Below are 14991 nucleotides of genomic sequence, written 5' to 3' on the forward strand. Positions count from 1 at the left end.
TTCTCGGTTGATACTTATGATGGTTTTTGAAAAAGAAGAATTCCCCGCAGTTTTACCCCTAGACAAACGATATACAAGAACATATTACCAAGACGATAGTTTTGTTTCTAACATTCGAAGAGCCCTTCCTCGGATGATAACAGCTGTCGTCATGGAAGAACATGTGTTCCCAAAACTTTCGAATGAAGAAATTGACTTTATCTTACAGTATTATGCTAAAAAGCAAGATACTAGTGGAAAATATTACCAACTCAAAACAATTCCGTATCGTATACGTAAAGAATCTGCAGAAAGGATTGTGAAAGAAGCAGCAATTGATGAAACACAAATTGATTTTATACGTAACTTCTATCAGTTTGATACAGAATTACAGCAATATGTTCTTAAAGATAAAGTCACAGAGTCGGATGAAATTCGCATTTTACAAATAGTCAAACGACGTGACTTCTATATTGGTAATGTAGAGAAAGCAAAGATATCTGAAATATTTGAACAATTTGCTGAGATACCTAAAAAGGATACTTTTTTTGCAAACCTTTATGTTCCACCAGGCCATAAGTTTTTTTCACCACCAAATTTAAAACATATTTCAGGAATGCAAATTGTTGAGGCTGCAAGACAATTCGGGATTGCTTGTAACCATATGTTTGGGAAGGTCCCTTTTGAAGGTGTCACCTTTTTATTGTTATATTTAAATTCTGAATTTTTTCAATATGCAAAAATGAATATGCCTATCAAGTTAAGGGCAATTGCAAAAGAAACGAAGTTTAGTAAATTAGGTTATTGGAATTACTCAAAATTAGAAATTACAGCCTACCAAGAAAATCAAGAAATTACGAAAATTGAAATGGCAGCCAGTATTTTGCCCTTGAAAGTTTATAAACGCTTAAAAAGTACACAGGAAGAAGTGTACGAAATTGATCCAAGGTTTAGAGTTCTGGATCAGTTCAAAAATAATATTTCGATCAGAGAAAACGGAAGAAATATAGTTTCTACCATAGAAAATATTTCAAGTTCCGGGTTTATGGTGCGCTGCTCCGGGATCCATCCGGGCGAACTCGCCAATAGTGGGCAACTCGAATTTTTTATGCATTTTGATATTGTCGGTTTCGTTCATGGAACTTGTATTTTATTATGGGTCAAAGAAGACGATAATAATGAAGACAGCTTTTTTGCTGGATTTCGTTTTGAATCCATTTCTGAACTTGACCAGGCAAATGTTAAGGAAGCAATCAATCGTTATGGACGTTTGATCGAAGAAAGGGAAATCCAATGAGTGGAAAAAAAGTAGCAATAGTGACCGGAGGAACTTCTGGGCTTGGTAGATCAATCGTTTTAGAGTTTGCAAACGCCGGTTATGCGGTTGGATTTTGCGGAAGGCGAAAACAAGAAGGAGAAGAGACATTAGCACTTCTTGAAAAACAAGGTGGCACGGGAATGTTTGTCCGTTGTGATGTCACACAATCGGAAGCAGTTCGTAATTTTATTGAATCAATTGTTGCTAAGTATGGTTCTGTTGATGTTGCCGTGAATAACGCAGGGATTTCTGGTGTTTTAAAAGCAACTGCTGATTATCCATTGGATATTTTTGATTCTGTAATGGACGTAAATTTAAAAGGAACCTTTCTTTCTATGCAGTTTGAATTAAAACAATTCCTGAGCCAAGGAAAAGGTGGAGTCATTATTAATGTTTCTTCAGCATTGGGGCTTAGGGGAAAAGAAAAAGCAGGTCCTTATTCAATGACAAAACATGGAATCATTGGCTTAACAAAATCGGCGGCTTTAGAATACGGTTCCTCTGGAATTCGGGTTGTGGCTTTGTGCCCTGGTGGAATACAAACAGAAATGGATGAAGTGTTTTATGCCAATGTTCCGAATCCAGAAGAAGTCAAAAAAGAAAGAATGAAATCGTATGCATTGGGTCGAATGGCAACTCCAGAAGAAGTCGCAAAAACATGTTTATGGCTCTCGTCTGATGGTGCCTCTTTTATTACAGGAGCAGTGATTCCTGTTGATGGTGGGAAAACGGCAAAATAGGAAATTTTAGTGTTCACTGTAGGTAAATATAAAGTTTTAAGGGAACTTCATTTAGGCAAAAGAAGTTCTGTATACTTGGGCGAATCTACGTCCGGTGAACCAGTTGTAATCAAGTTACTCAACCGTGATTATCCCGATAACCAGGAGATTACTCGTTTTAAAAACGAATTTGAAATTTTACGTTCTATCGATTCTCAATATACATTAAGACCTTTAGATTTAGAGTCTTATCAAAATACAGTTGCAATTGTTTTTCCAAACGTTGGATTTACAGATCTCGCCAAGCTGCAGTTAAGTGGAAAATATAGTAATATAGCCACTTTTTTAAATATTGCAATTGAGGTTTGTAAGGCACTCACGGATATTCATAAGGCAAAAGTTGTACACAACGATATTAAAGCTCAAAATATAATTTATAATCCAGACACTGGTGCGCTTAAGATCATTGATTTTGGATCAGCAACTCTTCTCACTCATCGCAGTTTTTATCTTCCTATGAACCAGAATCTCACTGGAACACTTGCGCACATCTCTCCTGAACAGACAGGTAGGATGAATCGAACTGTAGATTATAGAACTGATTTTTATTCACTAGGTGTCACTTTGTACCAGTTAATCACAGGAGATTTGCCTTTTTTATACACTGATAGTTTAGAAATGGTTCATGCACACCTTGCCAAAACTCCTTTATCGCCGAAGGAAAGAAGTGGCGCGCCAAAAATTATTTCTGATCTAATCATGAAACTTTTGGAAAAAAATCCAGAAGATCGTTATCAAACAGCAACTGGTTTACTTTCAGATCTTTCTGCGATACAATCTATCCTTTTGGAAGGTGGACGTGGTTCCCTAGATCAGTTCCAAATGGAACTAGCCAAAAATGATAAGTCTTCTCGGTTTCAAATTCCAAAAAAACTATATGGAAGGGAGAACCAACTTAGAATTTTTGAAGAAAAATTTTTAGATGCTACAGAAGGTAGGATAGAAATTTTTCTGATTTCAGGTAGATCTGGGATTGGTAAGTCAGCTCTCATCAATGAAATTCAAAAACCTGTAACAAGAGAAAAAGCATATTTTACTTCAGGTAAATTCGATTTATATAAAAAATCAATTCCTTATCGAGCTATCAACTTAGCGTTACAAGGACTTGTTAGGCAATTATTATCTGAAAGTGAGTCCTCAGTTAAAGAGTGGAAAAAAAGTTTATCCGAAGCACTGGGTCCTAATGCAAAACTGATTATTGATGTTGTTCCTGAGCTTTTGCAATTGTTAGGTGAGCAGCCGACTCCTCCCGAACTTGATAGTTTTGAAACCGAAAACCGTTTTCACTTAGTATTTAGAAAGTTTCTTCGAACCATATGTACAAAAGAACATCCTGTTGTTTTGTTTTTAGACGATATGCAATGGGCAGATTCTTCCAGTATACTTCTTTTGAAGGAAGTGCTAACAGATCCTGAAATTTATCATCTTTTTATTATTTTATCTTATCGCGATAATGAAGTATTACCTACAGATCCTTTCTTTAGGTTGTTAGATGAATTACGAGAAATTCAAGTCTCCGTTACTGAAATTCGATTGGAGCCACTGAGGGAACGTGATGTTGCCTTACTTGTTTCTGATACTCTTGTTGTTCCCGAATCAGAAATCAGACCAATTGCTGAAGTAATTTGGAAAAAAACCAAAGGTAATCCGTTTCATGTAAACGAGATGTTTAAAAATCTCTACGAAAGGTCTTACATCTATTTTACTGATGACCATTGGTCTTGGGATAAAGATAAAATTGATTCCGTCAATATTTCAGATAATGTTATCGATTTAATTATTGATAAGATTAATCTTCAATCTTCTGAATTAATTGAGGCATTGAAATTAACTGCCTGTATCGGAAACTGGTTTCGGCATGATATATATGCAACCATTGCAGAAAGACCATTCCATAAAGCCTCTATGGATTTAGTTGCTTTGGCCAATGAAGAGTTTTTGATTCTGGGTATGGAAGATGCGAATTTTACTCATGATAAAATTCGAGAGGCAATTTATAAGATTATATCGCCAGAAGAAAAAGCTAAACTTCACTATAAAATTGGGAAAACATATTTATCGATTTTATATAAATATAAATTAGAGGACCATCTATTTACAATCGTAAACCAATTGAATTTGGGTGCTTCCCAAATGAAAACGGAAGAGGAATTTTCTGAATTAAGAATACTAAACGAAAAAGCAGGTTTTAAAGCCCTTAATTCCTCTGCTTATGAAGCAGCCTTTAACTTTTTTGACCGAATGGTCGGATTGATGAAGGATGTTGAATGGAATACCGATTACGAAAATACTTTAAGGTTACATTTAGCTTATGCAAGGTCTGCATATCTTTCAAAGAATTTTGAAGCAGCAGAAAAAAGTTTTAACTATATACTTAGTTTTGCACGAAATGATTTAGATAAAATTTTGGTTTATGAACTGCAATCTTCCATGCTTGTGACGCAAAATAAGATGAAGGAAGTATTGGAAACACTAAAACAAGCGTTAAAACTTGTTGGAGTACGGTTGCCGAAAAAAGCTGGGTCTTTATCTCCCATTCCAGAAATCCTCAAATTTAAATTTAAGTTGGGACATAGGTCAATTGAAAGTTTGGAAGAATTACCAATTTCTAATGATCCTAAATATCTCGCAATCATGCGTCTATTAAATGCATGTATTGCTCCCGCATTTTTGGCGGAACCAAATCTATTCCCAGTCATAGTTTTAAAGTTAGTGAATCATACTTTAAAATATGGATTATGTGAGATTAGTGCCTTCGGTTTTTGTGCAATGGGTGTCATCCAAGGATCGGGTTTAGGCAATTATGAAGTAGGTTTGAAGTTTGGTCAGTTAGGTGTTCGTTTGCTCGATACCTTGGACGCAAAAGCATTTCGATGTAGAACCTTATTTATGTTTGCTTGTATGATTTCACCTTGGAAAAATCCTGCAAGGGAAAGTCGTTCTATATTTTGGGATAGTTTCCTCTCGGGTATGGAGACAGGTGATTTACAATATTCTTCTTATTCCCTAAATAATATTCATTTTCAGGGTTTATTGTTTCGTGAAAATTTGGAAGATTTGTATAAAAGCCAACTACGTTATGATTCCTCATTATTAAGTTTACGACAAAACCACGCTTACCAAGTACACCGTCTTAATTTACAGTTAGTTGAAAACATGAGAGGAGAATCACTGGATCCAATGAATTTGGAAGGTAGATACTTTTCTGAAACTGAGACAGTTTCAGAATGGTTGTCTTCCGGCAATGCCAATGCACTCTTTGATTATTATTTATGTAAGTTACGAATTGAGTATTTTTTAGGTGAAAAAGAAAAAGCTTATGAATATTCCAAAAAATTAGATGCACTAGAGGGTGCAATGTTTGGGATGATGTTTGTTCCTGAACATGTTTTCCTTGGTGCGCTTGTTTCATTTGCGTTAATTGTAGATAATCAAATTCCTAAAAGTACTACTAAGTCTGCTCTTAAAAAAAGACTTAATGGATTTGAAAAGAGAATGAATGTCTGGGCTAAAAGTTCTCCAGAGAACTTTGGACATAAACACCATATTATCACCGCTCTCATTTTATATTTAGCAAATCAAAAAACACAGGCAGTGATTGCATGTAAAGCCGCTATCTCTATGGCTCGTGAGTCTAGTTATATTCTCGAAGAAGCCATTGCCAACGAATTTTTAGTAAGAATGTGGAAAGAAACTGGTTTTGAACAGTATAGTAACCTGCATTTGGTGGAAGCTCATTATCGATATGGAAAATATGGTTTTCTTTCCAAAGTTAAACAATTGGAAGTTAATCATATATCTTTGAAAAAATATATTGGTAGAAATTTCCGAACAGATTCCACTGATAGTCTCTCATTATTTAGCACTACGAAAGATATATTTGGTGATGTTGGTTCTAGTTTAGATATCAATACTGTCATCAAAGCGTCTCAAACCATTTCAGGGGAAATCCAACTCAATCGGCTTTTAGAAAAAATGATGAAAATCCTAGTCGAAAATGCCGGTGCCGAAAGAGGGTATTTTATTCTAAAAGCAGAATCTGGTTGGCAGGTTTTAGCTGAGTCGGAGGTAGAGAAGGAATCGGTTTCTGTATATTCTGAATCTCCGTTTGCCATTGATTTCCTTGAACCAGTTGCTTATGTGAATCAAAACAAAATTCCATCACAAATCATTGGTTATGTGGTAAGGACTGGGCTTGTTGTGATTTGTGGAGATGCCGCAAGAGAAGGAGATTTTAAAAATGATCCTTATGTAAAATCAACGCTTCCCAAATCTCTTCTCTGTTATCCAATTTTGAGCCATGGAACTGTAGTAGGGATTGTATATTTAGAGAATAACTTAACTACAGATGCATTTACTCCAGGTAGAGTTGAAATTTTAAAAATCCTATCTTCACAAATTGCGGTATCAATTGAAAATTCATTACTTTATACCAACTTGGAACAGAAAGTAGATGAAAGAACTAAAGAGTTAAATTTTGCACTAACAGAAGTTCAGGGTTTAAAAGAACAGCAAGATGGGGACTATTTTTTGGCTTCCTTACTGATAGAACCTTTAACTCAAAACCTTGCCAGTTCTTCAAATATGAAAATCCAGTTCCTTACAGAACAAAAGAAAAAGTTTTCTTATAAACAATGGAGTTCGGAAATTGGTGGGGACTTATGTGTGTCTTCCTCCATTTTATTACAGAATAAAAAGTATATTGTGGTTCTGAATGGTGATGCAATGGGTAAATCAATGCAGGGAGCAAGTGGTGCATTGGTCATTGGTTCTGTATTTGAAGCGATCATCAAAAGAAACGGTCAGTCCGAGGAAGTAAGAGATATAACTCCAGAAAAATGGGTCAGTAATGCGTACACAGAATTACACAATACATTAGTTACCTTTGATGGTTCTATGCTAATCTCTATGTTTCTCTGTTTAATTGATGATGAAACTGGATTTTTCTATTTTCTAAATGCAGAACATCCAAGGCCAGTAATCTACCGAAAACATAAAACGTTTTTTTTGCCACATAACTATGTATGTGCGAAGTTGGGGCTTTTGGCATCAAAAAAAGCATTACAGATTAATACCTTCCAACTTGAGAAAGGTGATATCTTATTAATCGGATCGGATGGTCGTGATGATATTTTAATTGGCTCTGAAGCAGAAATGGAAGTCAACGAAGATGATGAATTGTTCCTAAAAACATCATTAGAAGGACACGGTGATTTAGAATCGATTCGCGATGCCATCAAAAGTCATGGTGAATTGATCGATGATTTGTCTTTGATTCGAGTGGAATACACTGGTGAAGGTTCACCTGTTCATGTAGCTGTAAACCACCCAAAACATTTTGTTTACCTGAGAGCGCTTATTTTATACAAACAAAAAAAATGGAACGAAGTAGAACGTCTTATATCCAATCATTTTGAATCCATCCATGAAGCACCGCTTTCTGTGCAAAAGATTTTTTTATACGCAGAACATAGAATGTCGGCTTTCCCTTTGGAATTTGCCGTAAATTACATTCAAAAAAATCCATCAGACAGCCTAACTCTCTATTACATCGCAGAGGCACTTTTTCAAAACGGAGATTTTTCGGCAGCTTTCGATTATTCCGAGAGAGTGAAACTCAGGCGCCCTTACCATAAAGAAAACAATATTTTATTTGCTCGACTCTTGGAACTTCGGCGAAAATAAATCATCTTATGTTATCTGTCGGGAACGACATCGTAGAAAACCATCGAATCCGTGAACTCCTGGAAAAACATGGGGATCGTTTCCTTAAGCGAGTTTTTACCGATGAAGAAGTTGAATATTGCCACAAACACAAGGATCCCGTTCCTTTTCTTGCGGGAAGGTTTGCCTGCAAAGAAGCTGTCATTAAGGCCCTAAACCTCAATTCTGGGGAAGTGGTCGATATGCGCGAGATTGAACTGGCAGGCACAAATTTTGGTAAAAAAACGCTAGTCATCCGTGGGAAAACTGAGAAGTTTTTCCGAGAGAAAGGATTTACAAGAAGTTCCGTATCCATCAGCCACGCTGACCACTACGCTACTGCTGTTGTCATTTTCTATAAGGAGCCCCAATGATCGCTAGTGATAAAATGAAAGCAGTATTAGTTCACTACAACCACGCACTCTCGTTATACAAATCGAGAAAGTTCGCGGAAGCGAAAGAAGAGTTCAAAAAAGGGTTAGCCATCCTCCCAGAGGACGGTCCCACGAAGTTATACATTGAAAGATGTGATGATTATATCGCAGATCCCCCACCAGAAGATTGGGACGGGGTATATAATATGAAAACAAAATAGGAACTATGTCAAAAAAAGAAATGCAACCAACCATCACCGAACACGGAGTAATCGCTACGATTCTTGGAAAAGAAACAGCATTTAGCGGAACTTTAGCTTTTAAAAAACCCTTACAAATTTCCGGTGATTTTACCGGTGAAATCATCTCAGATGGTTATCTTGTCATCAGTGAAGGGGCTCGGGTAAAAGCAAACATCAAAGCCGGCACAGTCGTTGTTGGTGGGACTATCATTGGAAATGTAACTGCAACACAAAGATTAGAAATGTTATCCACAGGCAAAGTACAGGGGAACATTCGTACTGCTAAACTTCAAATTGCAGATGGTGTTGTTTTTGACGGGAATTGTGAAATGCTAAGCAGCGAAGAGACTTAGTTTGTGGCAATTTCATCCTTATAGTTTACTTCTTTTTCTAGCTTTTGGCTTCAATCTCGCATTGGGGCTATTCATTTTAAAATCTTTCCGCCTAGACATTGTTAAATACTTGTTGATTTTGGTTTTCGGTTCCATGATGTGGACCGGATTCTACGGAATAGATTTTGCCTATATAAACCCTAATTTACATAGGACATTCGTTGCTTTATTGTACATTGGAGTCGCCATTGCCAATGTGGGAATGGTTTTAGTTTCATTAGAGTTCACACAAAACAAACATTTATTAACTAAAAGATTTTGGGTTTTGCTCACAATCCAACCTTTGTTGACTTTAGCTGTTTGTGCTTTTGATCCAATTTTTAAAACACTTACGTTGGATACTTATTTAATCACTATTGATGAACGTATTCAATGGATACAGATAACCAACACTGGCGGTTTTTTAGTATCCTATTTTCTCTCCTTCTTTTGGTCCGTATTTGTTGCTTACCTATTGATTAAGGGAATTTTTATTTCTAAATCTACAGAAAGACGACGATATCTTTTAATTTTAATTTCTTATTTATTTATTTGGATCACCGCCATATTGCACAAATTAGGTGTTAGGCCATTGCCAGGGCTAAACCTGACTGCTGTCATGAGCACCATGCAAGTGATTTTGATTTTTTTCGCCATTGGATATTATCGGATGTTCGATTTAGTTCCCTTGGTACGAGGCGAAATAGTCGATGAGTTAGACGAAGCGGTTGTGATTCTTGATTTTAACAATCGAGTAGTTGACTGGAATATTGCTGCTGAACATTTATTTTGTACGAATTCAAAGAATGTAAGTTTACTTTCCTATAAATATTTTTTTGCATCATCTCCTGGAATTATTTCTAAACTCGACCATCTATCAGAGAAACGTACGCTTACAAAATGGATTTGGGAAAAAAATGACAAATATTGGGAAGTGACCGCAAAACAAATCAGAGATGCGAATCGTAAAAAAATTGGGATGGTTCTCGTGTTTCGAGACAACACGGAACAGCGAAACTTGGAAAAACAAATGGCCAATGTCAACCGTGAGCTCCTGGTTGCAAATGGGACAAAAGATCGTTTTTTATCTATTATATCACATGATCTAAGAGGGCCACTTGCTGGAATTAAAATGTTACTCAAAGTTTTAAATGAGGACATGAAAAAGAAAGAAGATGCTCTAGCAGGAATGACGCAGTCTTTAGTAGACGCTACAGAATCAGTTTTTTCGTTATTAGAAAATCTTTTGGAATGGTCTAAGTTGCAAAGAGGACAAGAAGAATTCCGTCCTCATTTTTACAGATTGGATAATATTGTTAGGGAATGTTTGGAGTTATTTGTGCTGAGCGCATCTAACAAAGGGATTACATTTGAAGTGGAAATTCCTTCCCATGCGATGGTTTTTTGTGATGATAGAATGATTATTACTGTCATTCGAAACTTGGTTTCAAACGCCCTTAAGTTTAGCCATAGTAATGGTAAGATTCACATTAATGCCGTTGATACTGGCGAAGACTGGCAAGTTTCTGTCATTGATTCAGGTGTTGGTATGTCGAAATCTATTTTAAACAAACTTTTTAAAGTAGGAGAAGTCATTAAATCCACTGGAACTGGAGGAGAGACTGGAAATGGGATTGGGCTTTTGCTTTGCAATGAGTTTGTATCTGTAAACGGTGGAGTTTTGTTTGCTGATAGTGATGGAGTATCTGGTTCCAAGTTTGTTTTTACCATTCCCAAAAAGATGAAAGAGGAGATCATTTCATGAAAAAGACAATAGTCATTACAGGTGCAACAGATGGAATCGGTAGAGTCTGTGCTCATTCTTTTGCTAAAAACCAAGATGAATTAATTTTAGTTGGACGTAACCCAGATAAACTGGCCGCTTTAGTTTACTCTTTACAAGTAACAGGCGCTACAGTTCATTCCTACGTAGCAGATTTATCCTTGGCCAAAGAAACTTTTTTATTGTCAGAAACCATTCGAAAGAACCATCCCAAAATAGATGTATTGCTCAATAACGCAGGTGCTTATTTTGACCAATATACTCTTACAAAAGAAGGTCTTGAGTCGACATTCGCTTTAAACCATTTGAATTATTTTATACTTTCTCTCGGATTACTCCCTTCTTTAAAAAGAGCAGGTGAAGCACGAATTGTAAACGTTGCATCTAGGGCACATATGGGAGTTTCTTTGAACTTTGAAGATTTGTTAGGTGAAAAAGAATATTCCGGTTGGAAACAATACCAAAGATCAAAACTTATGAATATTTATTTTACCTATGAACTTGCGGAACGATTAAACCAAACAAAAATAACCGTTAACTGTTTGCATCCGGGATTTGTAAAAACGAAGTTTGGTCAAAATAATGATGGTTTGGCAAAAATTCTTTTGACCTTTGCCCAGAATATCTTTGCGATTTCTGAGGATAAAGGTGCTGAAACTTCTATTTTTCTTGTTACTGATCCTTCTGTAAGTTCTGTGTCGGGCAAATATTTTGTAAAAAAGAAAATCGAAAAAAGTTCGGAACCTTCCTACGACGTAACTGCTAGAAGAAATCTCTGGACATACACTGAAGAACTTCTCAAAAGTAAGTTTAATTTTAAATTCCCAGGTTTTTGATTTATGGGTTTTAAACATCAAAAAGAGCCGATTCAAATTCCGGTACCGGGTGGGAAAACAATCGCTGAACATTTCGGAATTCCTTCTACAGGTAGTTCGGACCTTTCCATTGCCCATATGATTGCGCCATCTGGTTGGGGAGAACCTTTTCAGTCACCTAACTTTGATGAGTGGACGCTCATGGTTCGGGGCAAAAAACAAATTGAAGTCGATGGAAAAGTTATCATTCTTTCTGCAGGAGAATCTATTCTCGTGGAAAAAGGGACAAAAGTCAGATATTCTAATCCGTTTTCTGAAGATGCAGAGTATTGGTCTGTCTGTAAGCCGGCTTTTTCGTTGGATTTGGTCAATCGGGCACCAGAAGTCTAGGGTTTAAGTTACAATACAATGGGTACTGAGGAAAAACCAACTGCAGATTTAAGTTTTTTAAAAAAAGAAATGAAACCTGCTTTTTTCCAAAAAGGTTCTCTCATTATCGAGCAATATTCGTTAGGTGATTCTTTTTACTTCATTGAATCAGGTACCGTAGAAGTTTGGAAGTATTTAGATGAAAGTAAACAAGAAGTATTAATTATCGGTGATCTTGTTTCTGGAGATTATTTCGGTGAAATTGCACTTATTGATTCTGCTCCGCGAACTGTTAACATTTCCGCTAAGGAAGACTCTACACTCTTCATTCTTACTCGAGAAGATTTTCATCGTTTGTTACAGACAAGTCCAGAACTTACCTTAACACTTCTGAAATTGTTAACTGCAAGGATTCGTAATGCAGAACAAAGAGAAAACCAAGTGCTGATTGAAAAGAACAGGGAACTCCGCATTCAAAATGAAACTTTAGAAGAGATGGTGAAAGAAAGAACGGCAAAATTGACCCAATCTTTAAAAATCATCCAAGAAGATTTGGAAACAGCAAAAACAATACAGAGAAATATATTACCACTCGGTTTAAAATATGTAGCTCATTTAGATTTTGGATCACGGTTTGAGCCTATGGCCGAAGTCGGTGGTGATATCTTTGATGTCATAAGGTTAGAAAAATCCAAAATTCGGTTATTTTTGGCAGATGCGATTGGTCACGGTGTACAAGCCGCTTTAATTACAATGGCCATTAAAGCGGAATATGACCATATCAAACACAATACTCCTTATCCAGCCGATGTCCTTTATGCACTGAACCAAATTTTTAGTGATCGATATGGGAAAAAATCCAATCAATTTACTGCTGTCGTTGTGGATCTAAATTTGGAAGAAAATATTTTAACGTATTCTTCTGCCGGTCATAATGAACCTTATGTAGTTACTAAAGCTGGGATCATTCCTCTTGCTGAGTCCGGCGTAATGTTGGGTTTAGAGAAAGATGTCGAATATTCAAATCATTCTATGCCTTTTGGTTTAGGTGATCGTTTGTTTATGATCTCCGATGGATATCTGGAGCAAGAAAACAAAGAAGGAATTCTCCTCGGAGAATCCAAATTGCTTTCCAGTTTTGAATCCGCTAAGAGTTTGGATTTAAATCTAACAGATACAATTAATTTGTTAATGGATGATTTTCATTCGTTTCGGGGAGATGCCTCGATGATGGATGACGTGACGATTCTTGGAATCGGAACAACGTATTAATTAGGAGTTTCACTTGGGTTTAATTATAGCTTATTTTTTCTTTCTTTTAAATTTAATATCGATCATTCCAACAATGTATCCACTGTATATTTGGAAGTTGGTGACTACTGGTTCTGTGCGGAGACTAGGAGATAAACTCCTTTTAAAGGTAGGGGAATTTTGGATTGAAAACAACTATCGCATTTCGCGGATGTTATATGGTGTTCAATTTGAAGTGATAGGTGAATCATTTAAAGATTTAAAAGCAGACGGTCATTATATGATTATCTGTAACCATCAATCTTGGTCTGATATTTATATCATACAATCTGTCCTAAATCGTAAAATTCCTTTGATTCGTTTCTTTATTAAAGACTCCTTAAAGTATGTGCCTATCCTTGGTCATGCTTGGCTTGCTTTGGACTTTCCATTTGTAAAAAGAAGTAGTAGGGAACAGTTGAAAAAAAATCCCGAACTCGCTACCCAAGATTTGGAAAATGTCAAAAAAGTATGTGAAAAATTTGTTGGTATGCCTTTCTCCATTTTGAACTTTCTTGAGGGACATAGAAGAACTCCAGAAAGAGTGCAAAAGTTGATCAAAAAAAATCCTTACCAACACTTACTACGTCCTCATAGCGGTGGGATCTCCGTTGTGTCTACAGCCCTAAAAAATTCGATTGATGCATTTATTGATCTAACGATTGTATATCCTACTGAAAACCCAAGTTTTTTAGATTTGATGCGCGGGAAAATTCGTAAACTAAAAGTTTTTGTGGATGTGGTACCTGTATCGCAAGTCCCTATTGAAGAGAACGAACAATTTGCACCTATGTCTAAAAAAATGAAACGATGGGTGGATGAACGATGGGCTTTGAAAGATAGTTTGATCGAAAAGGAGAAACATACAAAATGAGATATCTAGGAATCAACATAGTACTGGTCGCCTTATTATTTTCTTGTCGAACATTTGAACCTGTTGCTTATGAACCACCAATCAAACCTGAATCGGTTGGGATTTTTGCACCTAACACAGAGTTACAAAAGTCAATTTTACTTGCCATTGGTAAAGTAAAAGGTCTGGAATCCTTAGACGTAGATGCTGATGGAAATATTTATGGAGGAGATAAAGAAGGTCGTATCATTCGCATCACTCTAAAAGGGGAAATAAAGGCTATTGCTAAAACAGGTGGCCGACCATTAGGAATCCAGTTTGATAAATTAGGGAACCTAATTATTGCTGATGCCTACCGTGGATTATTGTCATTAGATAAATCTGGAAAACTTTCCGTGCTTGTTTCTGAATATAAGGGTGTCCCATTTCGATTTACCGATGATGTAGATATCGCGCAGGATGGAAAAATTTATTTTTCTGACGCATCCATTTATGAACAAAAAGAATACTTATATGATCTTTTAGAAGCCAAACCTTATGGACGTGTCTTTGTATATGATCCAAAAACTAAAGAAACACAACTACTTGCCGATGGTTTGTATTTTGCTAATGGAATTGCCTTGTCTAAGACTGAAGATTTTCTATTAGTGAATGAAACATATCGGTATAGGATCACTAAACTTTGGTTAAAGGGCCCAAAAAAGGGAACTAAAGAAACCGTAATTGATAATTTACCAGGTTTTCCTGATAATATCACTCGAAATGAAAATGGCGAATTTTGGGTGGCATTGTTTACTGTAAGAAACGATAGGATGGATCATATGCATCCTTCTCCGGTTGTAAAAAAGATGGTTTCTTTTCTTCCCAAATTTCTTTGGCCAAAAGCAGAACCTTATGGATATGCACTCAAAATGGACGGGAATGGAAAAGTGCTTATGACCTTACAGGACCCAGGTGGCGAACACCTAAAAGAAGTGACTAGTGTCATAGAAAAGAAAAGACAATTGTATATTGGTAGTCTTTATAATGACCGCGTAGGAATTTACGTTTTACCTTAAAAATTGATTCATCCCGGGTAGTCTTGCAAGATTTCAGAAACGAATTACCTTAACAGG

12 protein-coding genes are annotated in these 14991 nt (G+C 36.3%); all 12 read left to right on the forward strand.

Features of this window, described 5'->3' with window-relative positions; all coding sequences use genetic code 11:
• Positions 1-16: 16 nt before the first annotated feature.
• Genes EHR07_RS15255 through EHR07_RS15310 form a run of 12 tightly spaced genes read left to right on the forward strand, consistent with a single transcriptional unit; the run spans position 17 to position 14934 of the window.
• Entirely contained in the window at positions 17-1276 is a 1260-nt protein-coding gene (locus EHR07_RS15255; RefSeq protein WP_135745844.1) for an AfsA-related hotdog domain-containing protein, read from the forward strand.
• Complete coding sequence (locus EHR07_RS15260) at positions 1273-2037, forward strand: SDR family NAD(P)-dependent oxidoreductase (protein ID WP_135745845.1); 765 nt, start codon at positions 1273-1275, stop codon at positions 2035-2037. Before EHR07_RS15255 ends, EHR07_RS15260 begins: the two co-directional genes overlap by 4 nt.
• 9 nt (positions 2038-2046) lie before the next feature.
• A complete protein-coding gene (locus EHR07_RS15265) occupies positions 2047-7761 on the forward strand; it encodes an AAA family ATPase (protein WP_135745846.1) in 5715 nt (1904 codons plus the stop codon).
• 8 nt (positions 7762-7769) lie between these two features.
• Positions 7770-8153, forward strand: a complete 384-nt coding sequence (gene acpS, locus EHR07_RS15270) for a holo-ACP synthase (RefSeq protein ID WP_135745847.1) — start codon at positions 7770-7772, stop codon at positions 8151-8153.
• Positions 8150-8374 carry a hypothetical protein gene (locus EHR07_RS15275; protein ID WP_135574798.1) on the forward strand — a complete coding sequence of 75 codons (225 nt, stop codon included), beginning with the start codon at positions 8150-8152 and terminating at the stop codon, positions 8372-8374. Before acpS ends, EHR07_RS15275 begins: the two co-directional genes overlap by 4 nt.
• 5 nt (positions 8375-8379) lie before the next feature.
• Entirely contained in the window at positions 8380-8748 is a 369-nt protein-coding gene (locus EHR07_RS15280; RefSeq protein WP_002978190.1) for a bactofilin family protein, read from the forward strand.
• A gap of 1 nt (position 8749) precedes the next feature.
• Complete coding sequence (locus EHR07_RS15285; RefSeq protein ID WP_135745848.1) at positions 8750-10531, forward strand: sensor histidine kinase; 1782 nt, start codon at positions 8750-8752, stop codon at positions 10529-10531.
• Positions 10528-11385 carry an SDR family oxidoreductase gene (locus EHR07_RS15290; protein ID WP_135745849.1) on the forward strand — a complete coding sequence of 286 codons (858 nt, stop codon included), beginning with the start codon at positions 10528-10530 and terminating at the stop codon, positions 11383-11385. Before EHR07_RS15285 ends, EHR07_RS15290 begins: the two co-directional genes overlap by 4 nt.
• A 3-nt stretch (positions 11386-11388) precedes the next feature.
• On the forward strand, positions 11389-11754 hold the full coding sequence (locus EHR07_RS15295; RefSeq protein ID WP_135745850.1) for a cupin domain-containing protein: 366 nt from the start codon (positions 11389-11391) through the stop codon (positions 11752-11754).
• Positions 11755-11772: 18 nt separating this feature from the next.
• Positions 11773-13005 (forward strand): PP2C family protein-serine/threonine phosphatase, encoded by a 1233-nt coding sequence (locus EHR07_RS15300; protein ID WP_135745851.1) that lies wholly within the window; start codon positions 11773-11775, stop codon positions 13003-13005.
• A gap of 13 nt (positions 13006-13018) precedes the next feature.
• Positions 13019-13897 (forward strand): acetyltransferase, encoded by an 879-nt coding sequence (locus tag EHR07_RS15305; protein ID WP_135745852.1) that lies wholly within the window; start codon positions 13019-13021, stop codon positions 13895-13897.
• On the forward strand, positions 13894-14934 hold the full coding sequence (locus EHR07_RS15310) for an SMP-30/gluconolactonase/LRE family protein (RefSeq protein ID WP_135745853.1): 1041 nt from the start codon (positions 13894-13896) through the stop codon (positions 14932-14934). The genes EHR07_RS15305 and EHR07_RS15310 overlap by 4 nt, the downstream gene beginning before the upstream one ends.
• The last annotated feature ends 57 nt before the right edge of the window (positions 14935-14991 follow it).

Origin of the sequence: Leptospira bandrabouensis, from assembly GCF_004770905.1 — a bacterium.
In the GTDB taxonomy this organism is placed as follows: Bacteria; Spirochaetota; Leptospiria; order Leptospirales; family Leptospiraceae; genus Leptospira_A; species Leptospira_A bandrabouensis.